Raw genomic sequence first — 25104 nt, 5'->3', positions numbered from 1 at the left:
AAGCCGGGTTTTTTCATGTCGTTCATCGCCACACCGCAAACCATGCACTTCGCCGAGCCCCTGCCGCTGCAGTCGGGGGCCTCGATCCGCGACTACACCCTGGCCTACGAGACCTACGGCACGCTCAACGCCGACCGCTCCAACGCCGTACTGGTATGCCATGCGCTCAATGCCTCGCACCACGTCGCAGGCAGCTACGCAGGCCAGCCCAGGAGCGAGGGCTGGTGGGACAACATGATTGGGCCGGGCAAGTCTGTCGATACCAACCAGTTCTTCGTCATCGGCGTCAACAACCTGGGCTCGTGCTTCGGGTCCACGGGGCCCATGCACCGCCACCCGGACACGGGCGAGGTCTACGGTGCGGACTTCCCCGTCGTCACGGTGGAGGACTGGGTCGATGCGCAGGCGCGCCTGCTGGACCGCCTGGGCATCACGCAACTGGCGGCGGTAATGGGCGGCAGCCTGGGCGGCATGCAAGCGCTTTCCTGGACGCTGCAGTACCCCGAACGCATGCGCCACGCCGTGGTCGTGGCCAGCGCCCCCAACCTCACGGCCGAGAACATCGCCTTCAACGAAGTGGCGCGCCGGGCCATCGTCACTGACCCGGACTTTCACGGCGGGCACTTCTACCGCCACGGCGTGATCCCCAAGCGCGGGCTGCGCATCGCGCGCATGATCGGCCACATCACCTACCTGAGCGACGACGTGATGAACGAGAAGTTCGGGCGCCAGTTGCGCGAGGGCATGGACCTGAAATACAGCACGCAGGACATCGAGTTCCAGATCGAGAGCTACCTGCGCTACCAGGGCGACAAGTTCAGCGACTATTTCGACGCCAACACCTACCTGCTCATCACGCGCGCGCTCGACTACTTCGACCCCGCGCGCCAGCATGGCGGCAATCTGGCGCAGGCGCTGGCCGTGGCGCGTGCCAAGTTCCTGCTGGTGAGTTTCACCACCGACTGGCGCTTCTCGCCCCAGCGCAGCCGCGAGATCGTGCACGCGCTGCTGGAGAACCGCCGCGACGTGAGCTACGCCGAGATCGACGCCCCGCACGGGCATGATGCATTTTTGCTCGATGACCCCCGCTACATGGGCGTGGTGCGCTCTTATTTCGATAGTGTTGCCAAGGGGCTGCAGGGAGGACAACCATGAGCGACCACGCCACCATGCAAGCCATTGCGCGCCTGGTGCCCGAAGGCGCGCGCGTGCTCGACCTGGGGTGCGGCGATGGCGCGATGCTGGACTACCTGCAGCGCGAACGCGGCTGCAGCGGCTATGGCATCGAGATCGCCGACGCCAACGTGCTCGCCTGCGTGCGCCGCGGCGTGAACGTGATCCAGCTCAACCTCGACGAGGGGCTGGCGATGTTCGGCGATAACAGCTTCGACGTGGTGCTGCAGATCGATACGCTGCAGCACCTGCGCAATGCCGAGGTGATGCTGCGCGAGACTGCGCGCGTGGGCAAGAGCGGCATCGTCGCCTTCCCCAATTTCGCACACTGGCCCAACCGCGTGTCGGTGCTGCGCGGGCGCATGCCCGTCACCCGGCGCCTGCCCTACCAGTGGTACGACACGCCCAACATCCGCGTGGGCACCTACAAGGACTTCGAGGTGCTGGCGCACAAGAACAAGCTGCGCATCCTGGACGCCTTCGGCCTGCAGGACGGGCGCGAGGTGCGCTGGCTGCCCAATGCGCGTGCGGGCACGGCAGTGTTCCGTTTCGAGCACGACTGAGCGCACCGTCCAGCCTGGCGCGCAGGGGACATTTCTCGCCGGTGGGGTTTGTTGCTATTGAAAATGTAGCTATCAGCGCTTGATGGGCAAGCGCTAGAGGCCAAAATTCCTCTGTTCCCGATGCCGGGCCTCTGGGCGGGATGCGTGGTACGTGAGACCGCGTAAGGGATATTGTGAATAGATGTAACGGCAGGCCTGCCGTAGATTTCCAGACAGACCGGGACGACCCGGCGCACCCCTTTTTCTGGAGACATGCATGGCCGCCGTTTCGCTTGCCCACCATTCCGTTGCCCGCCGGGTCACGCTGACCGCCCTGGGGCTTGTGGCCCTGGTGCTGGTGGGCGTGGGCCTGGCCCTGGCGGTTCTGACCGAACGCAGCACGCGGGCGCAGCTGGTGCAGAGCATTGGCGGCACCACCCAGGCCGTCGCCCATTCGCTGGATGCGGCGGACAACACCAACCGTGAGCTGGTCCAGGCCACCATGCGCGGCTTTCGCCGCTACTTCGAGGCCACCATGCAACTCGACGAGGGCGCGGGGGAGCTGCGCAGCTTCGGCGCGCTGGTCAACGAGGACTACAGCGCGGTGGACAAGTTCGCCAACGAGACCGGCGGCGTGGCCACGGTGTTTGCGCGCAAGGGCGACGACTTCGTGCGCATCACCACCTCGGTGAAAGATGCGCAAGGCCAGCGCCAGCAGGGCACGCCGCTGGATCGTGCCGATCCTGCCTACGCGGCAGTCGCCAAGGGCGAGCCCTACACCGGCATCACCGTGGTCGCAGGCAAGCCCTACATGGGCCACTACCTGCCGGTCAAGGACACGGCAGGCAAGGTGGTGGCGCTGCTGTTCATCGGCAATGACGTCAGCATCTTCCACGCCATGCTGCAAAAGCAGGTGGAGCAGACACGCTTTTTCGAGCACGGCGGCGTGTACGTGATCAACCCCGGCGCCGGGCTGGAGCAGGCCGGCTTCGTGTACCACCCCACGGCGCGGGGCCAGCGGGTGCTGGAGGCCTTCCCCCAGTCACGGGCGTTCTTCGAGGCGTTGGTGGCTGCGCCAGAGGGCTTCGTGCGCGACGCGGTGGCGGTGTATTCGCCTGGCGCGCAGGACCCTTGGGCGCTGCTGCGCAAGACACAGGGCGGATGGTGGGTGGTTGCCGAGGTGCCGGACGCCGAGGCCATGGCCGGCCAGCGCCACGTTACCTGGGCCGTGTGGGGATTGATGGCATTGGCCGTCGGCTTGCTGGGCGTGGGTCTGTTCGTGATGCTGCGCCGCGGCGTCAGCCAGCCGCTCACCGGGCTCACGCAGGCCATCACGCTCGTCGCGCAGGGCGACCTGACGCAGAGCTTCGAGACCACGCGGCGCGACGAGATCGGCACGCTGGTGCGGGAAGTGGAAGGCATGCGCCTGCGCTACGTGCAGATGCTGCAAGAGGTGCGCACGGCTGTGGACAGCATCGACACCGCCAGCGCCGAGATCGCCAGCGGCAACCAGGACCTGTCGGCACGCACGGAGGCCACTGCCGGCAGCCTGGCGCAGACGGCGCAAAGCATGGACCAGCTCACGGCCACCGTGCGCCAGTCCGCCGATGCGGCCCACCAGGCCAACCAGCTCGCGGCCTCCGCCGCGCAGGTGGCGGCCCGCGGCGGTCAGGTGGTGGGCGAGGTGGTGACCACCATGGACGACATCAACCAGAGCTCGCGCAAGATCGCCGACATCATCGGCGTGATCGACGGCATTGCCTTCCAGACCAACATCCTGGCGCTGAACGCCGCCGTGGAGGCTGCACGCGCCGGCGAACAGGGCCGCGGCTTTGCCGTGGTGGCGGGCGAGGTGCGCAGCCTGGCGGGCCGCAGCGCCGAGGCGGCGCGCGAGATCAAGCAGCTCATCCAGGCCTCGGTGGAGAAGGTGGAGACGGGCGCGCGCCTGGTGCAGGACGCCGGCAGCACCATGGGCGAGATCGTGGGCAGCGTGCAGCGCGTGGGCGACATCATTGGCGAGATCACGGCCGCAGCGTCTGAGCAGGCCGGCGGCATTGGCCAGGTCAACCAGGCCGTGGGCCAGCTGGACCAGATGACGCAGCAGAACGCCGCGCTGGTGGAGGAGTCCGCCGCCGCCGCGCACAGCCTGCGCGAGCAGGCGGCGCGCCTGGCCGCGGCCGTGCAGGTGTTCAGGCTGGGGCCGGCCCTGGGCGACGCGTCCCTGATTGGGGCACCTGCGCATGCACCCGCGCCAATGGCTGAGGTGGCCGACCTGCGCGTGGGGGCCCTCGCGCTTACCTGAGTGCGGGCCTCGCCGGGGCGGGGCGGTTATCCTCGCGCGCTGCGCGCCTGGCTCGGGGCGCGTCCACCCTTGCCGTTTCCATGCCGTTCCTCGATGTGCCCACCATGCTGCTGATGACCGCGGCGGCTTCCCTCACCATGGCGGCATCCCTGGGCGCGGTGCGGCCGGGGCGCCGCGAGGGCATCAGCCTGTGGGCGCTGGGGCTGATGATGCACACCTCCACGTACGTGCTGTACGCCCTGCGCGGCCTGGTGTCCGACTGGGCCAGCATCGTCCTGGCCAACACGCTGCTGTCGGGCACGTTCGCCATGGTGCTGGCCGCCGTGCACCAGTTCCAGGGGCGGGCGTTGCCGTGGCGCCGCATGACGGTGCCGGTCGCGGCGACAGCGCTGTTGTTTGCGTTCTTCATTGACGACTACCGCGCACGCATCATCACGGCGGGCGTGGTGCCACCGCTGCAGCTGGGCATGGTGCTGTGGTCCCTGTGGCGCGAGCGGCCGGCTGCGTCCCTGCGCGGCGCGACGCTGCTCAGCGTGGGCCTGGTGATGGAGGTATTGCTGCTGGGGGTGCGCGGAATGCTCGCCGCGACGCGCGACATACCGGTCGAGGGGCTGATGCAGGGCAACGCCATGCAGTCCATCACCTTCATGGCGGCCTTCGTGGTGGTGATCCTGAGTTCGCTGGGCTTCATCCTCATGGGCAAGGACCGCTCCGATGCCGACAACCGCTATTTCGCCGCGCACGATGCGCTCACGGGGCTGGTCAACCGCCGTTCGCTCATCATGGCGCTGGAGCGCGATGTGGCCCGCGCCGTGCGCCTGCGCGAGCCTTACGCGGTGATGCTGGTGGACATCGATCACTTCAAGTCCGTCAACGACAGCCATGGCCACCTGGCGGGCGACAGCGTGCTGCGCCATGTGGCGGACCTGCTGCGCACGCGCCTGCGGGCGCAGGACCTGGTGGGTCGCTACGGGGGTGAAGAATTCATGGTCCTGTTGCCGCACACCCCGCTCGGCGGGGCCCTGGAGCTTGCCGAGACGCTGCGCCGCTCCGTGGAGCGCTTGCCCTGTGTGGGCGGCGGCAAGGAGATACCGGTGACCGTGAGCATCGGCGTGTGCGGCGGGCCCCTGCAGCCCGCGGACGGCTGGGACAGGCTCGTTCAGGGGGCCGACGAGGCGCTGTATGCGGCCAAGCTCGCCGGGCGCAACCGGGTAGAGTCCACGGCGCTGGCGGCACCGCGCCCCGCGCCCGCACCGGCGGTGGACTAATAGGGCGCCGTGCAGATCGCCGTCGCCGGGCGGCGGGTGTTGGCGTATCCTGCGCCTTTTGCGCACCGACAGAGGTTCTGCCATGAACGACCGCCTGCCCGCCGCCGCCCTGGATGCCGCACTCGCGCTGGAACGCGTGGGGCGGGTGTGGGACGAAGACATCCTGCGGCAGCTCACCGACTACATCCGCATCCCCGCCAAGTCCCCGGGCTTTGCGCCCGACTGGCGCGAACAGGGCCACCTGGAGACCGTGCTGCGCAACGCCGCACAGTGGGTCGAGGCCCAAAAGGTGGCGGACCTGCAGTTGGAGATCGTGCGCCTGCCGGGGCGCACGCCGGTACTGTTCTTCGAGGTGGCGGCCACTCAGCCGCGGTCCACGCAGACCGTGCTGATGTACGGCCACCTGGACAAGCAGCCCGAATTCGAGGGCTGGCGCAGCGACCTGGGCCCGTGGACACCCAAGTACGAGGACGGCAAGCTCTACGGCCGGGGCGGCGCCGACGACGGCTACGCGGTCTACGCCAGCGTGGCCGCGGTGCAGGAGCTCAAGCGCCAGAACGTGCCGCACCCGCGCATCGTGGGCCTGATCGAGACCTGCGAGGAGAGCGGCTCCGCCGACCTGCTGCCTTACATCGACGCGCTGAAGACCCGCCTGGGCGACGTGGCGCTGGTAATCTGCCTGGACTCGGGCGCGGGCAACTACGACCAGCTGTGGCTCACCACCAGCCTGCGCGGCATGGCCAGCGGCACGCTCAAGGTCCAGATCCTCACCGAGGGGGTGCACTCGGGCGACTCATCGGGTCTGGTGCCGTCGTCGTTTCGCATCATGCGCCAGGTGCTCGACCGGCTGGAGGACTCGGCCACGGGCCGCCTGCTGCCTGCGCACTTCCACTGCGAGGTGCCGCCCGACCGCCTGGCGCAGGCGCGGGCCACCGCCGCCATCCTGGGCGAGGAGGTCTACAAGCGTTTCCCCTGGGCGCATGCCGATTGCGGTGGCAGCACGGTGTTTGCCCTGCCCACCACCACCGACCCGGTACAGGCGCTGCTCAAGCGCACCTGGGAGCCCACGCTCAGCGTGACGGGGGCCGAGGGCTTCCCCGCCCTCAAGGATGCGGGCAACGTGCTGCGCCCCTACACGGCCTTCAAGCTGTCGTTGCGCCTTCCGCCGCTGGTGGACGCCGCTGCCTGCCTGCAGGAGATGAAGGCCGTGCTGGAGGACAACGCACCCTACCAGGCCAAGGTCACCTTCGCCCCCGATGGCGCGGCCAGCGGCTGGAACGCCCCGGCCATCACGCCGTGGTTCGAGCAGGCGCTCAACGCCGCGAGCCAGGCGCACTTCGGTGCGCCTTGCGGCTACATCGGCCAGGGCGGCACGATTCCGCTCATGAACATGCTGAGCCGCGGTTTCCCGACGGCGCAGATGATGGTCTGCGGCGTGCTCGGCCCCAAGAGCAATGCCCACGGCCCCAACGAGTTCCTGCACGTGCCCTACGCCAAGAAGCTCACCGCGGCCGTGGCGCAGGTGATCGCCAGCATGCCGGCCTGAAAACGCGCACGGCCATGCAGGAACTGAGCGAACCCACGCTGCGCCCCTTCACCGCCAGCGACGGCGAGAACCTCGCCGTGCAGGACTGGCCGCTGCCCGCGCAGGAGCGCCGCGGCGCCGTGCTGCTGGTGCACGGCCTGGGCGAGCACGCGGGGCGCTACGAGGCCCTGGCCCAGCGCCTGAACGGCTGGGGCTTCAGCGTGCGCGGCTACGACCACTACGGCCACGGCGACTCCGGCGGGCCGCGAGGCGGCCTCACCAGCGACCTGCGCCTGCTGGCCGACCTGGCGGACCTGGTGGACGCCACGCGTACGCGGCTGCGGCCCGGCGAGCCGCTGGTGCTGCTGGGCCACAGCATGGGCGGGCTGGTGGCGGCGAGCTTCGTGGCGCGGGGCGTGCGCCCCGTGGATGCGCTGGTGCTCTCGTCGCCCGCGCTGGCCACTTTCATGAACCCGCTGCAAAAGCTGCTGCTGGCCACGCTGCCCCGGCTGGTGCCCAACTTGCGCGTGGGCAACGGCCTGAACCCCGAACACCTGTCGCATGACCCGGCCGTGGTGGCCGCCTACCGGGCCGACCGGCGTTGCCACGACCGCATCAGCGCGCGGTTGGCGCGCTTCATTGCCGATGCCGGCCCCGCCACGCTGGCGCGCGCCGCGCGCTGGACGGTTCCTACGCTGCTGCTGTGGGGCGAGGACGACCGCATCGTCAATCCCGCGGGCAGCCGTGCCTTCGCGGCAGCGGCGCCACCGGCCGTGGTGCACGCCCAGGGCTTTGCGGGGCTGTACCACGAGATCTTCAACGAGCGCGACGCGGCGCCGGTGTTCGCGCAATTGGAATCGTGGCTGGAGCAGCGCTGCCCGGTGCGCCGGGCGCAGCCCGTGGCGGTTTGAGTCAAATCGGCCTCCAGCGCTTGTGTAGCAAGCGCTAGCAGCTCCTGTATTAGGAGCAAATCCGCCGTCAGTGCGCCAGCAGCACGCGGTTGCGCCCCAGGCGCTTGGCGCCGTAGAGGGCCGCGTCCGCGCGCTGCAGCAGCGCCGCGGTGCTCTCGCCGGGGGCCAGTTCCGCCAGCCCGACCGACACCGTCAGAGACAGCTGCGTGCCGCCTGGCAGGGCCACGGGCGTGGCGGCCACGGTGGCGCGCACGCGCTCCAGCAGACGCGTGCCGTCCGCCGGGTGGGTATTGGCCATGAGCAGCAGGAACTCCTCGCCGCCCCAGCGCGCCAGGAGGTCGCTGGCCCGCACGCAGCCGTGCACCGTCTGCGCGAACGACTGCAGCGCCACGTCGCCGGCCGCATGGCCGTGCGTGTCGTTCACCACCTTGAAATGGTCCAGGTCCAGCTGCGCCAGCAGCAGGGGCTGCCGGCTGCGCTGCGCGCGCGCATGCTCCAGCCGCATCATCTCCAGCATGCAGCGGCGGTTGGGCAGGCCTGTGAGCTCGTCTCGGATGGCCAGTTCGCGGATCTGCTCCACGGCGGCGGCCAGCTCGCGCTTTTGGCTGCGCAGACGGGCCCGCGCGCTGTGTACGCGCGTGGTGAGAAAGGTGCTGCTGGCCAGCACCACCGCGATCATGACCAGGTAGGCCGCCGACAGCGCCGGGGGCTGGCTGTCGGGCGATAGCCAAGCCGGATGCCACCACTGCACCACGGCGCCCGCTGCGCCAAAGGCCACCAGCCCGTAGAGCGCCACGCCCACCATCTGGCGAGGGGTGAGCCCGAAGACGCCGAACATCATGATGACCGCGAGAATGGGTGGCGCAATGCCGCGCGCGGGGCCGGCGATCACATAGGCCGCCGCGTTGCAGGCAATCGCATAGACGATCTGGAACAGCGTGAGCGACGGGTCGGCAAAGCGCCGGCTGGCGCCGCTGCGGATGAGCACGAACACCGTGGTGATGCCCGCGCCGCACGCCAGGGTCCACCAGTACACTGGCACGGGATCGGTCAGGCCTGCGGCGGCCACCAGGTGCATCGCCCCGATGCAGCCCAGCATCAGCAGCGCCGACAACCCCGCCATGGCCAGGCGGATGCGCTGATGGGGATCGGTCGTGATGAGTGCATCCAGCGTCCGCTGGGCGAGGCCGCGGCGGCCCGTGACCTCCTGGTTCACGCAAGCTCCTTTTCTCAGAGGCGCGGGGCTGCGGACCGCGCACGCTGTGTGGACTGTAGGCGGCCCGCGCGCGGTCTGAGAATAGGTAGTTGCCGTGAGCTGGAGGTCTGGCCTGCCAGGGGGGCGATGAGTTGTCCCGATGCCCTGTCGTGGGACGATGTTGCAGCCACTGCATCGCCCCCCGCCAGCTCTGCGGCGGCTGGCCGGGCAGCCAGACCACGCAAGGGCCGGGCGCGGCCGCCAGTGCCTGGCGCTCGAAGCTTGCACGGTTCTCGATCAGCCAGTAGCGGCGGGGCACCCCACCTGAGCCGGCGCGCCAAACAGGCGCGTGGGCAGGCTGCACAGGCCGGCAGCCGCTACGTCGATGCAGCCCCCGGGTGTCTTCAAAGGGAGCGAGCCGCCCGGCCACAACAGCGGCGCGAAGCGGGCGATGCCCAGCGCTTCCAGCCGCTGCGCACCCGCAATGTCCACTAGGGACTGCCATTGGCGTTCTGCCGCGTCGGCGCGCAGCCAGTCGCACAAAAGGGCCTATTGGGCGGGGCGCAACGTTGGCAGGCTCGCCCACGGTGCGCCGTGCCGCATACGGCGCCTGTGCCCGTTGGGTTGCGTGCGCGGGGCGGTCATGCGCTGATGGGTTTGAGCTCCGGCACGCCGCGCCGCTTGGCCACGGCGATGGGCGGCGCCCAGCGGCTGCCGGCGGGCTTCTTGCTGGTCACGAGGGTGATCTCGGCGGGCTCGAACACCTCCAGGTTGTGCGTGATGGGCGTGGTCAGCACGTACTGCGCGCGCGTGCTGCGCAGGAAGTGGCCCACGAGCTGGATGTTGCGCACGTCCAGGTGGGCGAAGGGCTCGTCGATGAAGACGAAGCCGCCCGAGCCGCTTTCCTCGTCTTTCAGCAGGCCCACCAGCAGGATGAGCGACTTGATGACCTGCTGCCCGCCCGAGGCCTCGCCGTCGTTCAGCCCGATGCTGCCCTTGCCGTCGAAGGCGAAATGCACTTTCAGGCCCGCCTGGGCGAGCACGGTGTCGTCGTTCTCCAGCAGGGGGAGGTCGGCCGCCACTTCCACACCGGCCAGCTGGCCCAGCTCCTGGATGTTCTTACGGTAGCGGCGCACCGTGCTGCGCAGCACCTCGATGTAGCTCTCGCGCGCGTTCAGCACCGCCGTGGCGGCCTGGGCGTTCTTGACCTGGTGGTCCGACAGGCTGGCCGCCTGCTCGCGCACCGTCACGTCCATGCGGCGGTGGCGTTCTTCCACGGTGGCGTCCTGCTCCCAGGTGCCTTGCTCCAGCTCCTGCTCCACGGCATGCAGGCGCAGCTTGGCCTGGGTGTCGTTTACGTATTCGTCGACCAGCGCGCCCATGGCGGCGGGCGTGATCCAGCGCGCCGGGAACTGCGCGCGCTGGGCCTGGCTGCGGGCCACGGCCCCCTGTTGCTGGCGGCGGCGCGCGCTCCATTCCTGCGCGGCGCGCTCGCTGTCGCCGCGCGCGCGCTGCAGCTGCGCCTCCAGGCGCTTGTGCTCCTCATTGAAGGCGCGGTGGCGGTCGTGGGCGCGGGCGGATTCCTGCTCCAGACGCTGCCACAGCTGGGCCGCGGCCACGCGCGCCTGCTTGGCGGCGGGCAACTGTTCGCGCGCCTGGCCAAACTCGTCGCTGCGGCGCGCCAGCTCCTCGGCGGCGCTGTGGCCTTCCAGGGCGCGGCGGGTGTCGGTGATCTGGCGCTTGAGGGCCATGAGCTGGTCCAGCACGGGTGCCAGCTGCGCATCGATGCGGGCCAGGTCGCGCTCGGCCGCGCTGCGGCGTGCCTGCACGGCACTGGCGCCGAACTGGTGCTCATGCGCCTCCACCCACATGGAGCGCGCGCCGCGCCCGTCGTGCATGTAGGCCTGGGGCGTGATCCAGGTGCCGCCCAGCTTCTTGCCCTCGCGCGGGTCCGCCACGCAGCGCAGGTTCTGCAGTTGCTGCACCAGCCAGCGCGGCACGGGCGCGGTGAAGCGCACATGCTCCAGCAGCGTGCCGCTCTCGCCCTTCAGCGCCACGCTGCCCGGCTCGACGATGTAGTGGCGGTAGCGCTCGCGCTCGCCCAGCTCCCAGGCCTCGGCCAGGTCGTTGGCCTGGTCCAGCAGCACCACCCAGCGGTGGCCGCGCAGCACGCCCTCGATGGCGGCGCGCCAGCGCTCGTCCTGCACTTCCACGGTTTCGGCGACGAAGCGGTGGCCGATGCCGGCGTTGGCCAGTTGTTTGCGAAAGCGCAGCACCTCGGGCGGCAGCGGCGGCAGGCTCTGGCCTTCGAGCGCGGCGAGCTGCGCGGCGGCCAGCTTGCGCCGCTGGGTGAGTTGGCTGCGCTCGTCCTGCAGGGCCGATTCCTGGTCCTGCAACTGGGCCAGGTGGGCCTGCAATTCGTCGGCATTGCTGCCCTTGTCCACCAGCGCCAGCAGCTCCTGCTCGCGCTGGGCCAGCTTTTCCAGCGGGGCCTCGTGGCGTGTGGCCTCGTCCAGCTGCGTGCGCGCCTGGTCGCGCTCTGCGCGCAGCTGCTCGGCTTGCTGTTGCGCGCGCGTGCCTTCCTCCAGCAGGTGCAGCAGGCGCTTGTTCTGCACCGCCTGCTCCGCCAGGGCCGCGCGGTGCTGGGCCTTCTGGCGGCGCAACTCGCGCGATTGTTTGGTGAGCTGCTCGCGCTCGCCCCACCAGCCGAGCACGGGCAGCACCTCGGTGGCCAGGCGCTCGCGCTCGGCCAGGCGCATCTGCCAGGTCTTGTAGCTGGTCACGCGGTTGTGCAGTTCGGAGAGCTGCGCGCGGCTGTGGTCCAGCTCGCGCTCGGCCTGCGCCATCTCGCGCGCCAGCTGCTGCTGGTGCTCGCGCGCCTGGTCGTAGGCGTCCAGCACCTGCTGGTCGCCGAACACGTCGAACACCAGGCGCAGCAGCTCGCGCGGGCTGAACTCACACAGCCGGTCGGTCTGGCCCTGCTCCAGCGAGAGCACGCGCGCAATCGCCGGCGACAGGCCGGCGGCGGCCAGCACGCGGCCCCAGGCCTCCACGCCCATGAAGCCCAGGTCCTTCTCGGGCATGTCCAGCAGCTGCTCGATGGAGACATCGCCCTCCACCAGGCAGTAGCGGCGCTGCCAGTCGCCCCCGTTCTTGTCGATGCGGCAGGCCAGCGTGACCTGGTCGCTGTAGAGCAGGCGGCGCGCAAACGGGCGGCTGGAGCTTTGCCGGCCCTGCGGCCGGTTGTCCACCACGGCGCGCAGCCAGGCGGTCTGCGCGCCGGCGTGGCGCGCATAGGTGCGGTAGTCGCGCGGGGCCGAGCAGCGCAGGCCCAGCAGGGTGCGCATGGCGTCCAGCAGCGTGGTCTTGCCCGAGCCGTTGGGGCCGGCAATCGTGATGATGGAGCCGTCCAGCGGCAGCGACACGCGCTGGCAGTAGTCCCAGTGAACGAGTTCCAGGGTTTGCAGGTGGAACATGGCGGTCAGTTCTCCTGCACCGTGGATGCTTCGTTATTCATAGCTGCTGGCGCTTGCTGTTCGGGCGTTAGAGGCTGATTTGGCTCGTATTCCGGCGCAGCCGCGCGCTCGCGCAGCAGTACGTCGGCCAGCGCGCCGTCCAGGATGCGCGGGGCGAGCACGTCGTAGTCCAGCAGCACGTCCAGCAGCGGCCCCTCGGCGATCTCGTCCTGGCGGCGCAGGATGAAGCCATGGCGCTCCAGCAGCTTGAGGTTGGCGTCCAGGCGCAGCTTCTTGCCCAGCTGCGGGCCGTAGTCTTCCAGCAGCGCCTTGTACGACAGCACGGGGCTGGCCACGCTGGCCTGGGGCAGGGGCTTGGCGCCGGGGAAGAAGTCGTTCTGGCCCGCGTCGGCCTCCTGCACGCGGCTGGTCTGGCGCTCGCGCTTCGGTAAAACGATGAGCGCCCACAGCACGATGAGCAGCGCCTGCGCATCGCGCGGCAGCTCCAGGTTGTTGTTGGCGTTCAGGCCGGACTCGCCCATCACCCCGTTCTGCGCGGCGCTCAAGAGGGCCACGCTCACGTGGTCGGCGTAGATGCTGTCCATCCAGCGCAGGCCGGATTGGGCCAGGCGCTGCTCCACCTGGGCAAAGAGTTCGGCATCGACCAGCGCGCGCTTCACACGTGGGTGGCTGCGGGGCAGCCAGCGGCGCGTGAGCAGCTCGGCGATCAGCAGGGCGGCGTCATCCATTCTTCACTTCCTCGGTGCCCTGGGGGCTGTCGGGTTCGGCCGGCACCAGCCGGCCACGGCTGAGCAGCTCCACCTGGTGGTGGTCCAGCGGCTCGGCCTGCGGCTGCCATTCGATGCGCCACGGCTGGCGCGCCAGCTCGCCCGTCAGGCCCGGCAGCACGGCGGCCTGCGGATCGCCCAGCAGGGGCATGAGCTGGGCCTTGTAGGCCAGCTGCGCGTAGCGCGTGGCGCCGGGGCGCGGGCCCAGCAGGGCCTCGGCCGCGGTGCGGGCGGCATCGGCATGGCCGCCGTCGCGGGCCCATTCGGCGAGCAGCGCATTCAGGTCGCCCAGCTCGCGCGGCAGGGCCACGGCGGTCAGCGTGCCGGCCGGGGCGCTCTGCGCGCCGGGCAGGGCCTCGGCCTGCGCGGGCTGGGGGCGGTCGCGTTCGAACTCGGCCTCCACCACGTCCAGCAGCTCGTGCGGGGCCAGCGTGGCCAGTTGCGTGGGCAGGGCCACGGCGCCGTCCAGCAGGCGGTGCAGCTGCGGCGCGGCCTGCAGCCAGCGCTTCACGTCGGTGCTGGTGATGCCGGTGGTGCCCAGCGTCACGCGCTGGCGGTCCACCTGCTGCAGCGCACGGTTGAACTGGCTGGCCATGGCCAGCAGGCGCGACTGCGCCTGGCCCAGGCCGCGCGCCGCGCGCTCCAGCAGCAGGTGGCCGTGGCTGTTGCCGATGATGGCGGTGATGGCATCGGAGGCGCGGTCGATGAGCTGGGCTGCGCGGTCGTAGCGCTTGCGCGCCTCGCGCAGGCGGAACTCGGAGCCGCTGGCGATGGCGTCGGCAAACTCGCCGTGCAGGCGCGCCAGCTGCGCCTGCAGCAGCTGCACCTGGCCGGCATCCACGCTGCCCAGCTGGTTGGCGCCCACCACCTGGCCCAGCAGGGCGGCGAGTTCGCCGCCGTCGGCGTGGTCGTCCTCGGGCGCGGGGCTGGTCAGCGGCGCCAGCAGGCCGGCCACGCGCTGGGCCAGCGCGGGCAGGTGGTAGCTGCGCTGGGTCTCGTCCCAGGCGAGCAGGCCCACGTCGCGCAGGCGCTTGAGCACCGTCTCCAGCGCTTCGGGGCGCAGCGCGTGAAACAGTTCGTCGATGCGTTCGCGCGGCAGTTGCGCGTCGCCCTGCGCCGCCAGTTGAAGGAACACCCACACGCGCAGCTGCACCAGTGCCGCCGGGCCGTGGAACAGGCCGCTCAGCGCCTGCGTGAGCGGCTGCTGGCGCGACAGGTGCCACAGCAGCGGGGAGTCCTGCGCGGTATCGTCAAAACTGTAGGCGTCGCGAAAGAAATCCGCGATGGCGCCCATGCCTACGCCCATGCCTACGCCCATGCCTGCGCCCACGCCGTTGTCCAGCGCGTCATCGCCGACCTGCAGCGCCAGGTCGTCCGGGGCCAGTGCGCGCATCAGGCCAGCCCCAGCAGCGCCAGCGCCGCCACCGAGGCGGTTTCCGCCCGCAGCACGCGCGCGCCCAGGCTGGCCGGCGCAAAGCCCTGGGCCAGCGCGGCGTCTTCCTCCTGCGCGGTCAGGCCGCCCTCGGGGCCGTGCAGCACCCAGACGGCGCCGGCCTGGGCCGCGGCTTCCCGCAGCGGGCGGCTGCCGCTGCGCAGCGACAGCAGCAGGCGCGCCGCGTCGGTGGCGAGTGCGTCGGCAGGGGGCTGGCGCAGCCAGTCGGCCAGGGACAGCGGCGCGTGCACGGAGGGCACGCGGTTGCGCCCGCATTGCTCGCAGGCCGCCACCGCGATGGCCTGCCAGTGCTGCTGGCGCTTGGCGGCGCGCTCGCCGGACAGCTTGAGCACGCTGCGTGCTGCGGCAATCGGCTGGATGCTCGCGGCACCCAGCTCGGTGGCCTTTTCCACCAGCCAGTCCATGCGCTCGTTGGCGGGCATGCCCACCACCAGGTGCACGGCGCGCGCGGCCTCGCGCTCCACGGCGCTGTGGCTGCCGACCTGCACCTGCACATCGCTGCGGCCCATGTGGGTGACGGTGGCGCTCCACTCGCCGCCCTCGCCGTTGAACAGCGTGACCGCGTCGCCCGGCTGCAGGCGCAGCACCTGCACATGGCGCGCGGCCGTCGGCGGCAGCGTGAGCTGCGCATCAGCGGCCAGGGGCAGGGGGCAGTGAAAACGGGGCATATCTTTCAAAAATAGTAGCTGCCAGCGCTTGGTGGACAAGCGCTGGAGGCCGATTTGGCTTGTAAACCTAGACGCGCCCGAAGGCGTAGCCCATGGCGGCCTGGGTGCCTTCCAGTTCGTCCACCAGCCGCAGCAGCGGCGACAGCTCGCGGTAGCGGCCGGCCGTCTGGCGGATGTAGGCGATAAAGCGCGGCGCGTCGGCCAGGTACTTGGGCTTGCCGTCGCGCAGCGTCAGGCGCGCGAAGATGCCGGCCACCTTCAGGTGGCGCTGCAGCGCCATGAAGTCCACCGCGCGGTAGAAGTCGCCGAAGTCCGCACCCCAGCCGCTGCCGCTCGCGGCGCCGAGAATGCCCGCACGGCGGGCCTTCTCCCAGTAACGCACGGTAATGTCGATGACGAAGTCTTCTTCCCAGCTGATGAAGGCGTCGCGCATCAGGCTGGCGATGTCATAGGTCACGGGGCCGTAGACCGCGTCCTGGAAGTCCAGCACGCCCAGGTGCTCGTCCGTGCCCACCATCAGGTTGCGCATCATGAAGTCGCGGTGCACGTACACGCTGGGGGCCGCCAGGTTCTGCGCCACGATCGCGTCGAAGGCGCGGGCCAGCGTGGTCTGCTGCGCATCGGTCAGCGTGGCCTGGCGGTGGCGGGCGATGTACCAGTCGGGAAAGAGCTGCAGCTCGCGGCGCAGCAGCGGCTCGTCGTAGGCCGGCAGCACGCCGGGGCGCGAGGCGCGCTGCCAGTCGATGAGCAGGTCCACGGCCTGCAGGTACCAGGCGTGTGCGGCGGCCGGGTTGGCGGGGTCCAGGCGTTCGATGGCGGTCTGCGCGCCCAAGTCGGACAGCAGCATGAAGCCGTGCGCCTCGTCCCAGGCTTGGATCTGCGGCACGCGCAGGCCGGCGGCCTGCAGCAGCGCCTGCACTTGCACGAACGGGCGGCAGTCTTCCTTGTCGGGCGGCGCGTCCATGACGATGCGGCTGGTGCCATCAACAGCGTCCAGGCGCAGGTAGCGGCGAAAGCTCGCGTCCGCGGACGCCGGGCGCAGGGACTCGGGCCGCAACTGGAGCGAGGCGGCCAGCGGGGCCAGCCAGGCGTTGAAGGCTGCCAGGCGGGCCGGGTCGGTCCAATGCACGGCGCTCGCATGCACGGCGCGCGTATGCACGGCGCCCGTGTGCACGGCGCCCGTGGCCGGCTCGGATGTGCCCGCCGGAGTGGGGGAAGAGGGGTGGCTCATGGATAATCGGATTCTACAAACCCGGCCTTCCCCGGCGGGGTGGCCCGCGGTGCCCGTGCCCAGCGGCCCGCCGTCCGTCGCAATCCATGGATCGTCTCCCCTTGCCCCACGCCCTGCACGTCCCGACGCACCGCCCATTCGCCGCGCCCCTGCCTCCGCGCCGCATGCTGGCGCGGCTGGCGGCCCTGATGCTGTGCGGCGTGCCACTGGCCGTGCTGGCCCAGGCACAGCCCGCGGCGGACGCTGTCCCGACCGAGCCTGCACCGGCGCTGCGCTCCAGCCCGCGCCTGCAGGAGGTGCTGCCCTACGGCATCCGCCAGCAACTGCCGGTGTTCGTGCGCGGAGACCGCGTGACGGGCCAACCGGACATCCAGGCCACGATCGAGGGCAACGCCGAGCTGCGCCGCGGCGACACGGTGGTGCATGCCGACCGCATGCAATACGACGTGGCCGATGACCGCGCGCGCGCCAGCGGCAACGTGCTCATCAACCGCGCGGGCAACCGGTACGAAGGCTCCCAGCTGGACTTGCGCGTGGAGGCCTTCACCGGCTTCTTCAGCGACGCGCGCTATCGCTTCCTGGAGACCGCGGCGCATGGCGAGGCCTCGCGCGTGGACTTCCTCGACCGCGACCGTTCCGTGGTGCACAACGCCACCTACACCACCTGCGAGCGCACCGACGAGGCCAGTTGGCAGCCCGACTGGATCCTGCGCGCCGAGCGCATCCACCTGGACCGCGTGGAGGACGTCGGCACGGCCGAGAATGGCGTGCTGGAGTTCAAGGGCGTGCCGGTGCTGCCGATTCCGCACATCACCTTCCCGCTATCGGACCGGCGCAAGTCCGGCCTGCTGCCGCCCACGCTCGGGCTGGACAGCGTCAGCGGCTTCGAGTACGCGCAGCCGTACTACTGGAACATCGCGCCCAACCGCGACGCCACCATCACGCCTACGGTCATGACGCGGCGCGGCGTGGCCCTGGGCACGGAGTTCCGTTACCTGGAGCCGCGCTACAGCGGCGAGCTGACGGCCGACTACATGCCCAACGACCGGCTGCGCGACCGCGACCGCTGGGCCTATGGCATCAAGCACCGCGCTACCTTTGACACGCCCGCAGGCGGCGTGGGTCTGGGCATCGACATCAAGCGCGTGAGCGACGACAACTACTGGCGCGATTTTTCCCAGCGCAACAGTGGCCGCAGCGGCGTGAACGACCAGCTCACCCAGCGCCTGCTGCCGGGCGACGCGACGCTGAACTGGGCGCGCGGCGAGCATTCGCTGCTGCTGCGCACCCTCAAGTGGCAAACGCTGCAGGACGTGAACGCGCCCATCATCCCGCCCTACGACCGCATGCCGCAGCTGCGCTGGGAATACCGGCCGCTGCAGCTGGCCGGCGGGCTGGATGCGAGTGTCGAGGCCGACTACACCAGCTTTCACGCCGACCGCGCCTACACCGGCCAGCCCAACGCCAAGCGCAGCTACACCATGGCGCAGGTCAGCCGGCCGTTCCTGGCGCCGGCGGGTTTCATCACACCGCGCGTGCAGTTGCACAGCACGCACTACGAGTTCGATGCGCCGCTGGCCAACGGCCAGCGCACCGCCAGCCGCACGCTGCCCACGTTCAGCTTGGACAGCGGCCTGGTGTTCGAGCGCGACGCCCGCTATTTCGGCCGCGACTTCCTGCAGACCCTGGAGCCGCGCGCCTTCTATACCTACACCCCGTACCGCGACCAGCGCCTGCTGCCGATCTACGACACCGCGGTGAACGACTTCAACTTCGCGTCGATCTACACCGAGAACGCCTTTGGCGGACAGGACCGGCTGGCCGACAACAACCTGCTCACGCTGGGCGTGACCACGCGCCTGCTCGACCCCGACACCGGCGCCGAGGCCGCGCGCTTCGGCGTGGCACAGCGCGTGCGCTTTTCCGACCAGGAAGTCACCATGCCCGGCGGCTCGCCGGTGAACGAGCGGCTGTCGGACGTGCTGCTGGGCGCGGGCATCAACTGGACGCCGCAGTGGGGCTTCGACTCCACGGTGCAATACAACCCCAAGACCGGCCGGTCCCTGCGCACCACGGTGGGGGCGCGCTATTCGCCCGGCAACTACCGCACGGTGAGCGCGGCCTACCGCATGCAGAAGGTCACCGGCCTGATCACCGAGCCCAGCGAGCAGATCGACGTGGGCTGGCAGTGGCCGCTCAACGACCTGTGGGGCGATCGCGGCGACAAGCCTTCCTCTGCCGGGGGGCGCTGGTACAGCGTGGGGCGGCTGAACTACAGCCTGCAGGACCGCAAACTGGTGGACACCGTGGTGGGCCTGGAGTACGAGAGCTGCTGCTGGATCGGCCGCGTGGTGCTGGAGCGCCTGCAGCGCAGCGTCACGTCGTCCAACACCCGGCTCATGTTCCAGATCGAGTTCATCGGCTTCTCGCGCCTGTCGCTGGGCTCCAACCCGCTGTCCAGCCTCAAGCAGAATGTGCCGCGCTACCAGTTCCTGCGCGAAAGCGTGTCCACCCCCAGCCGCTTCACCCAGTACGATTGATCGCCTTGCGCGCCGCCCCGCTTGGGCGACGCGCCGCCTTGCACCATGAATTTGCACCACGCCATGAAACACCGTGCCTTGACCCTGGGCCTGGTCTGCCTGACCGCCGTCGCACCGCTGGTGCCCATGAGCGCCCATGCGCAGGGGCTGCGCCCGTCGGCCTCCGGCCAGCCGCGGCTGCCCTCCGCGGCGACGCTGCTGCCGCCGGCCGGTGCGACGGCCTCCAATGCGCCGCGGCAGGCGGATTACATCGTCGCCGTGGTCAATTCCGAGCCCATCACCAACAACGAGGTGCGCCAGCGCACCGAGCGCGTGGTGCAGCAGATCGCCAGCCAGGGCGGCAAGGTTCCGCCGCAGGAGCTCCTGGCCAAGGAGGTGTTGGAGCGCCTGATCCTGGAGAAGATCCAGGTGCAGCAGGCCAAGGAGACCGGCATCAAGGTGGACGACTATGCCGTCAACCAGGCCGAGCAGTCGGTGGCGCGGCAGAACAGCATCAGCGTGGACGAAATGCACCGGCGCCTGGCCGCCGATGGCATCAGCAAGGAGCGCTTTCGCGAAGAACTGCGCAACCAGCTGCTGGCGCTGCGCCTGCGCGAGCGCGACGTGGAGTCGCGCGTGCGTGTGAGCGACCTGGAGGTGGACCAGTACCTGCGCGAGCAGCGGCAGGCCGCCGGCCCGGGCAAGCTGGAACTCAACCTGGGCCACATCCTGGTGAAAGTGCCCGAGAACGCCGGCCCGGACGAGGTGGCCCAGCGCTCGGCGCGCGCACAGGAGGCGCTGGCCAAGGTGCAGGCGGGCGGCGACTTTGGCGCCGTGGCGCGCGAGTATTCCGATGCGCCCGAAGGCGCCAACGGCGGACTGCTGGGCCTGCGCCCGGCCGACCGCTATCCGGAGTTGTTCGTGAACGCCACGCAGCAAGCCAGCGTGGGCAGCGTGGTCGGCCCGGTGCGCTCGCCTGCGGGCTTTCACATCCTGAAGGTGGTGGACAAGACCCAGAGCGGCGTGCCCACCACGGCCGTGCAGAGCCACGCGCGCCACATTCTGCTGCGCACCAATGCCAACCTGTCGGAACGCCAGGCGGCCGAGCGGCTGGAGGATCTGCGCGATCGCGTCGCGCGCGGCGGCGCCGACTTCGCGGCGCTGGCACGCGAGTATTCGCAGGACGGCAGCGCCAAGGACGGCGGCGACCTGGGCTGGGCATCGCCCGGGCGCTACGTGCCCGAATTCGAAGAGGCGCTCAATGCCCTGCGCCCTGGCGAGATCAGCCGCCCCGTGGTGTCGCGCTTTGGGGTGCACCTGATCCAGCTGCTGGAGCGCCGCGAGGCCAAGCTCACCCAGCGCGAGCAGCGTGACATGGTGCGCGACACCGTGCGCGAGAAGAAGCTCGACGAGGCCTTCGCCACCTGGATCCAGGAAGCCCGGGGTCGGGCCTACGTGGAATACCGCGACGCTCCGCAATGAAGCACATCCCGCGCAAGCGCTTCGGCCAGCACTTCCTGAGCGACCAGGGCATCATCGATGCGATTGTGCGCGCCATCGCGCCCGAGCCCGGGCAGCCCATGGTGGAGATCGGCCCGGGGCTGGCGGCGCTGACCCAGCCGCTGGTCGAACGCCTGGGCCGGCTCACGGTGGTCGAGCTGGACCGCGACCTGGCCGCGCGGCTGCGCCAGCACGGGCAGCTCGATGTCATCGAGTCCGATGTGCTGAAAGTGGACTTTGCGCAGGTAGCGCAAGCGCTGAATGCTCCCAAAATAAGAGTAGTAGGCAACCTGCCCTACAACATCTCCACGCCCATCCTGTTCCATCTGCTGGCGCACGTGCGGGTCATCGCGGACCAGCATTTCATGCTGCAAAAGGAAGTCATCGACCGCATGGTGGCCGCGCCGGCGACCAGCGCCTATGGCCGGCTGTCGGTGATGCTGCAATGGCGCTACGCCATGGAGAACGTGCTGTTCGTGCCGCCCGAGAGCTTCGATCCACCGCCGCGCGTGGACAGTGCGGTGGTGCGCATGGTGCCGCACGAAGCGCCCGAGGCGCTGTCGGTGCCCGTGCTGGAGGAGTTGGTGCAGGTGGCCTTCAGCCAGCGGCGCAAGCTGTTGCGCCACACGCTGGGCCGCTGGCTCGAAGCGCGGCAGTTTGCCGGCACGTTCGACACCCAGCGCCGGGCCGAGGAGGTGCCAGTGAGCGAGTACGTCGCATTGGCGCAAAAATGCTCCTGAAATAGGAGCTGCTCGCGCTTATCAGTAGGGTGCTAGCGCCCGATTTGTTTCAAAGCGCAAAACCGTGACCGGCCGGGGCAGGACAGCGGCCGGTGACGCTTCATCACGCGGCCGTGAGCCAGTAGCCAGCGTTGAAGGGGCTGCTCATGCGCAGCGCCATGGGGGAGACGTCCACCAGCTTGTCGGTGGGCATCTTCTCGCCCACGGGATCGATCGCGATCTCTATGGCCTGGGAGGCGGCACTGCCGTGCTCCTCCTGCGCCCGTTCCGCCTGGCCGGCGGTTGCAGAACGGGCTACAGAAAAGAATAGAAGCAGCGGAACGGGATCTTGCGGTCGCCCCAGTAGTCGGCGGCATCGCGGAAGATGTCCAGCAATTGCTCGCGGGCTTCCTTGTCGAACTTGGCCGTGATCGGGATCTGCTCCAGCACCACGATGAAGCCCGGCTGCGGGCCCGACTTGTGCAGTGGATCGGTCATGCAGTCGTACAGCGCGTCGAAGTTCTTGCCGAAGTGCGCCGGGAAGGTGAACTGCGTGGCGATCAGGTCCAGGATGTCCTGCTTGGACTGCGCATGTGCCAGGTTGGCATACAGGAAGTGGTGGCCCATGGCGCGCGCCGTGTCCTGCAGGTCGTGCACCCGGAAGGCACGGATCGACTGCACGATATTGGGGCGCACACCGCGCAGAAGCGTTTCCTGGTCTTTACGAAGTGGCGTTTCCATCTCCGTTGCTCTTTCTTTTAGAGGTCCACGAATAGAAGTATCCGACAGCCTGGCGAAGGCGGCTAGCGGAAGAAAAACCGTTGGTGCGATGCATCAGGGGCCTTGCCAGGGGATTTGCCGCAAGGGGCATTCCTGGCGTTCATTCCCTGATTTCTCGAAAGCTCGCGTAATGGTCGCTGGTGAAATAGCAGGCGTCCGGTGTGCGGGGAGCGCCCCCGCACACGATGCGCCGCGCTCCCCGGTGGCGCACGCCGGGCGTGCGCACCGTGTATTCGCGGTAATAGCCGCGTTTCTTCAGGGGGAGCAGACGCTCGCGGTTGCCGAATACCGAACCATCCTTGTCGTACGGGAACGGCCCACCCTCATGGATCAGCGCATAGGTGGCCCGCCCCTGCGGGGGGAGCTCAGCCAGCGAGATGGGAGGGTTGGCGGCAGTGTCAGGGAGCTGCCGCGCGGACACCACCACGGGCGCAAGCGTGACCGCAGCACCCAGAACGCACGCCCCCATTGCCTTGTACGCCCGGATGGCGACAGCCTGCAACATCCACTACACCTTTCAGAAACTACGGGTTAACCCGAAATTTCGACCCGCTAGTGTGACAAAAAGGCGCACATAAGGCAAGCGCCTGCCCAAAAAATGGGCAGGAACGAAGGGCAATTGTCAGCGCCCACTCGTAGAGCGGCGCTTGTCATGGCCGTTATCGGGCCGCGTTGGCATCCGCCACGGTGAGGGCGGTCATGTTGACGATGCGGCGCACCGTGGCGCTGGCGGTGAGAATGTGCACAGGCTCAGCCGCGCCCAGCAGCACCGGGCCAATGGCGATATTGCCGCCAGCGGCGGTCTTGAGCAGGTTGTAGGAGATGTTGGCCGCGTCGATGTTGGGCATGACCAGCAGGTTGGCGTCGCCCGCCAGCGTGCCATGGGGCATGAGGGCCGAGCGGGCCTTGCCGTCCAGCGCCACGTCGCCGTGCATTTCGCCGTCCGCCTCCAGCCAGGGCGCCTGCACGCGCAGCAGGTCCAGCGTCTGGCGCATCTTCACCGCGCTGGGTTGGTTGCTGGACCCGAAGTTGGAGTGCGACAGCAACGCTGCCTTGGGCTTGATGCCAAAGCGCATCATCTCCTCGGCCGCCATGATGGTGATCTCGGCGAGCTGCTCGGCCGTGGGGTCGTAGTTCACATGGGTGTCCACCACGAAGACCTGGCGATCGGGCAGCAGCAGGCCGTTCATGCAGGCGTAGGTGTTCACGCCGGCGCGCTTGCCGATCACCTGGTCGATGTACTGCAGATGGTGCGATGTGTGGCCCCAGGTGCCGCAGATCAGGCCGTCCACCTCGCCCTTGTGCAACAGCATCGAGCCGATCAGCGTCAGGCGCCGGCGCATCTCAATCTTGGCGATGGGCACCGTCACGCCCTTGCGCTCGGTCATGCGGTGGTAGGTCTGCCAGAAGTCGCGGTAGCGGTGGTCCTGCTCCACGTTGACCACGTCGTAGTCCTGGCCCTCTTTCAGGCGCAAGCCGAATTTCTCGATGCGCTGGGCGATGATGGCCGGGCGGCCAATGAGCGTGGGGCGCGCGATCTTCTCGTCCACCACGATCTGCGCGGCGCGCAGCACGCGCTCTTCCTCGCCCTCGGAGAAGGCTACGCGCTTCTTGGGAGCCACCTTGGCCGCCGTGAAGATCGGCTTCATCGTCGTGCCGGAGGCGTAGACGAAGGTCTGCAGATGGTCGCGGTAGGCGTCCATGTCGGCCACGGGGCGCTGCGCCACGCCGCTGTCGGCCGCGGCCTGCGCCACCGCCGGCGCGATCTTCATCATCAGGCGTGGGTCGAACGGCTTGGGAATCAGGTAGTCCGGGCCGAATGCCAGCGGCTCGCCGACATAGGCGGCAGCCACCACTTCGCTCTGCTCGGCCTGGGCCAGCTCGGCGATGGCATGAACGGCGGCGATCTCCATCTCGGTGGTGATCGTCGTGGCGCCGCAGTCCAGCGCGCCGCGGAAGATGTACGGGAAGCACAGGACGTTGTTGACCTGGTTCGGATAGTCGGTGCGGCCGGTGGCGATGATGGCGTCGTCGCGGACCGCCTTCACGTCTTCGGGCGAGATCTCGGGGTTGGGGTTGGCCAGCGCGAAGATCAGCGGGCGCGCGTTCATCTTGCGGACCATGTCTTGCTTGAGCACGCCGCCGGCCGACAGGCCGAGGAACACGTCGGCACCCTCGATCACCTCTGCCAGCGTGCGGGCGGACGTCTTCTGGGCGTATTGCACCTTGTCCTCGTCCATGAGCTCGGTGCGTCCTTCGTAGACCACGCCGGCCAGGTCAGTCACCCAGATGTTTTCCCGTGGAATGCCCAGCTTGACCAGCAGGCCCAGGCAGGCCAACGCGGCCGCGCCGGCGCCCGAGGTCACGAGCTTGATCTTCTTTGGGTCCTTGCCGGCCACCTTCAGGCCGTTGAGGATGGCGGCGCCTACGACGATGGCCGTGCCGTGCTGGTCGTCATGGAACACCGGAATGCTCATGCGCTCGCGCAGCTTGCGCTCGATGTAGAAGCAGTCTGGGGCCTTGATGTCTTCTAGGTTGATGCCACCGAACGTGGGCTCCAGCGAGGCAATGATCTCGATGAGCTTGTCCGGGTCCTTCTCGTTGATCTCGATGTCGAACACATCGATGCCCGAGAACTTCTTGAACAGGACGCCCTTGCCTTCCATCACCGGCTTGCCGGCCAGCGGGCCGATATCGCCCAGGCCCAGCACGGCCGTGCCGTTGGTCACCACGCCGACCAGGTTGCCGCGGGCGGTGTAGCGGAAGGCAGCGGCGGGGTCCTTGACGATTTCTTCACAGGGCGCGGCCACGCCGGGGGAATAGGCCAGTGCCAGGTCATGCTGATTGACCATCTGCTTGGTCGCAGCAATCGTGATCTTGCCGGGCTGGGGAAACTCGTGATATTCGAGTGCGGCACGACGCAGCAGGGCGCGCTTGTCGGTAGGGTTGTGGGCCGTGTTGTCGGACATCAAGCGTCTCCAATCGTCAGCGAAGGCATGGCCGACGTGGCGGCATGCGAGCACTGCGCCCCGTCGGCGATATGTAAGGGGAGCCGATTGTAGGACGCGAGGCTGT

19 protein-coding genes are annotated in these 25104 nt (G+C 69.3%); 9 read left to right on the top strand and 10 right to left on the bottom strand.

The window, feature by feature from the left end; translation table 11 throughout:
- The first annotated feature begins 15 nt into the window (after positions 1-15).
- From QY917_RS13715 to QY917_RS13690, 6 genes are all read left to right on the top strand, one after another.
- Entirely contained in the window at positions 16-1155 is a 1140-nt protein-coding gene (locus tag QY917_RS13715) for a homoserine O-acetyltransferase (protein WP_123675443.1), read from the top strand.
- Entirely contained in the window at positions 1152-1736 is a 585-nt protein-coding gene (gene metW / locus QY917_RS13710; protein ID WP_123675444.1) for a methionine biosynthesis protein MetW, read from the top strand. The genes QY917_RS13715 and metW overlap by 4 nt, the downstream gene beginning before the upstream one ends.
- 256 nt (positions 1737-1992) lie before the next feature.
- A complete protein-coding gene (locus tag QY917_RS13705) occupies positions 1993-4017 on the top strand; it encodes a methyl-accepting chemotaxis protein (RefSeq protein ID WP_123675445.1) in 2025 nt (674 codons plus the stop codon).
- 80 nt (positions 4018-4097) lie between these two features.
- Entirely contained in the window at positions 4098-5285 is a 1188-nt protein-coding gene (locus tag QY917_RS13700) for a diguanylate cyclase (RefSeq protein WP_123675446.1), read from the top strand.
- Positions 5286-5367: 82 nt separating this feature from the next.
- Entirely contained in the window at positions 5368-6831 is a 1464-nt protein-coding gene (locus QY917_RS13695) for a M20 family metallopeptidase (RefSeq protein WP_123675447.1), read from the top strand.
- Positions 6832-6845: 14 nt separating this feature from the next.
- The gene (locus QY917_RS13690) at positions 6846-7721 is read left to right on the top strand and encodes an alpha/beta hydrolase (RefSeq protein ID WP_123675448.1); all 876 of its coding nucleotides are present in this window, start codon (positions 6846-6848) and stop codon (positions 7719-7721) included.
- A gap of 67 nt (positions 7722-7788) precedes the next feature.
- On the opposite strand, the gene QY917_RS13685 is transcribed toward QY917_RS13690, so the two are convergent.
- From QY917_RS13685 to QY917_RS13655, 7 genes are all read right to left on the bottom strand, one after another.
- On the bottom strand, positions 7789-8937 hold the full coding sequence (locus QY917_RS13685) for a sensor domain-containing diguanylate cyclase (protein WP_302077361.1): 1149 nt from the start codon (positions 8935-8937) through the stop codon (positions 7789-7791).
- 276 nt (positions 8938-9213) lie between these two features.
- The gene (locus QY917_RS13680; RefSeq protein ID WP_123675449.1) at positions 9214-9459 is read right to left on the bottom strand and encodes a hypothetical protein; all 246 of its coding nucleotides are present in this window, start codon (positions 9457-9459) and stop codon (positions 9214-9216) included.
- A gap of 98 nt (positions 9460-9557) precedes the next feature.
- Positions 9558-12392: an ATP-binding protein gene (locus tag QY917_RS13675; RefSeq protein WP_123675450.1), complete on the bottom strand. Its 2835-nt coding sequence runs from the start codon at positions 12390-12392 to the stop codon at positions 9558-9560.
- 5 nt (positions 12393-12397) lie between these two features.
- Complete coding sequence (locus tag QY917_RS13670) at positions 12398-13120, bottom strand: hypothetical protein (protein WP_123675451.1); 723 nt, start codon at positions 13118-13120, stop codon at positions 12398-12400.
- On the bottom strand, positions 13113-14552 hold the full coding sequence (locus QY917_RS13665) for a hypothetical protein (protein ID WP_123675452.1): 1440 nt from the start codon (positions 14550-14552) through the stop codon (positions 13113-13115). The genes QY917_RS13670 and QY917_RS13665 overlap by 8 nt, the downstream gene beginning before the upstream one ends.
- Entirely contained in the window at positions 14552-15280 is a 729-nt protein-coding gene (locus tag QY917_RS13660) for a 16S rRNA (uracil(1498)-N(3))-methyltransferase (RefSeq protein ID WP_123675453.1), read from the bottom strand. Before QY917_RS13660 ends, QY917_RS13665 begins: the two co-directional genes overlap by 1 nt.
- A 67-nt stretch (positions 15281-15347) precedes the next feature.
- A complete protein-coding gene (locus tag QY917_RS13655; protein WP_123675454.1) occupies positions 15348-16511 on the bottom strand; it encodes an aminoglycoside phosphotransferase family protein in 1164 nt (387 codons plus the stop codon).
- A gap of 86 nt (positions 16512-16597) precedes the next feature.
- Between QY917_RS13655 and QY917_RS13650 the strand changes: the two genes are divergently transcribed.
- Genes QY917_RS13650 through rsmA form a run of 3 tightly spaced genes read left to right on the top strand, consistent with a single transcriptional unit; the run spans position 16598 to position 21270 of the window.
- The gene (locus QY917_RS13650; RefSeq protein ID WP_123675455.1) at positions 16598-19051 is read left to right on the top strand and encodes an LPS-assembly protein LptD; all 2454 of its coding nucleotides are present in this window, start codon (positions 16598-16600) and stop codon (positions 19049-19051) included.
- 45 nt (positions 19052-19096) lie between these two features.
- Positions 19097-20512, top strand: coding sequence for a peptidylprolyl isomerase (locus QY917_RS13645; RefSeq protein WP_123675580.1), 1416 nt, complete (start codon positions 19097-19099; stop codon positions 20510-20512).
- A complete protein-coding gene (gene rsmA / locus QY917_RS13640) occupies positions 20509-21270 on the top strand; it encodes a 16S rRNA (adenine(1518)-N(6)/adenine(1519)-N(6))-dimethyltransferase RsmA (RefSeq protein ID WP_123675456.1) in 762 nt (253 codons plus the stop codon). The genes QY917_RS13645 and rsmA overlap by 4 nt, the downstream gene beginning before the upstream one ends.
- A 294-nt stretch (positions 21271-21564) precedes the next feature.
- On the opposite strand, the gene QY917_RS13635 is transcribed toward rsmA, so the two are convergent.
- The 3 genes from QY917_RS13635 to QY917_RS13625 form a co-directional block, all read right to left on the bottom strand.
- Positions 21565-21990, bottom strand: a complete 426-nt coding sequence (locus tag QY917_RS13635; RefSeq protein ID WP_011807186.1) for a barstar family protein — start codon at positions 21988-21990, stop codon at positions 21565-21567.
- A gap of 139 nt (positions 21991-22129) precedes the next feature.
- Complete coding sequence (locus QY917_RS13630; RefSeq protein ID WP_011807185.1) at positions 22130-22534, bottom strand: ribonuclease domain-containing protein; 405 nt, start codon at positions 22532-22534, stop codon at positions 22130-22132.
- A 154-nt stretch (positions 22535-22688) separates the two neighbouring features.
- Positions 22689-24998: an NADP-dependent malic enzyme gene (locus tag QY917_RS13625; protein ID WP_123675457.1), complete on the bottom strand. Its 2310-nt coding sequence runs from the start codon at positions 24996-24998 to the stop codon at positions 22689-22691.
- Positions 24999-25104 lie beyond the last annotated feature (106 nt).

Source organism: Diaphorobacter sp. C33 (assembly GCF_030503915.1).
Taxonomy (GTDB): Bacteria; Pseudomonadota; Gammaproteobacteria; order Burkholderiales; family Burkholderiaceae_C; genus Diaphorobacter; species Diaphorobacter nitroreducens.
The sequence above is the reverse complement of the archived record's forward strand: the minus strand, read 5'-3'. Positions and strand labels throughout refer to the sequence as shown.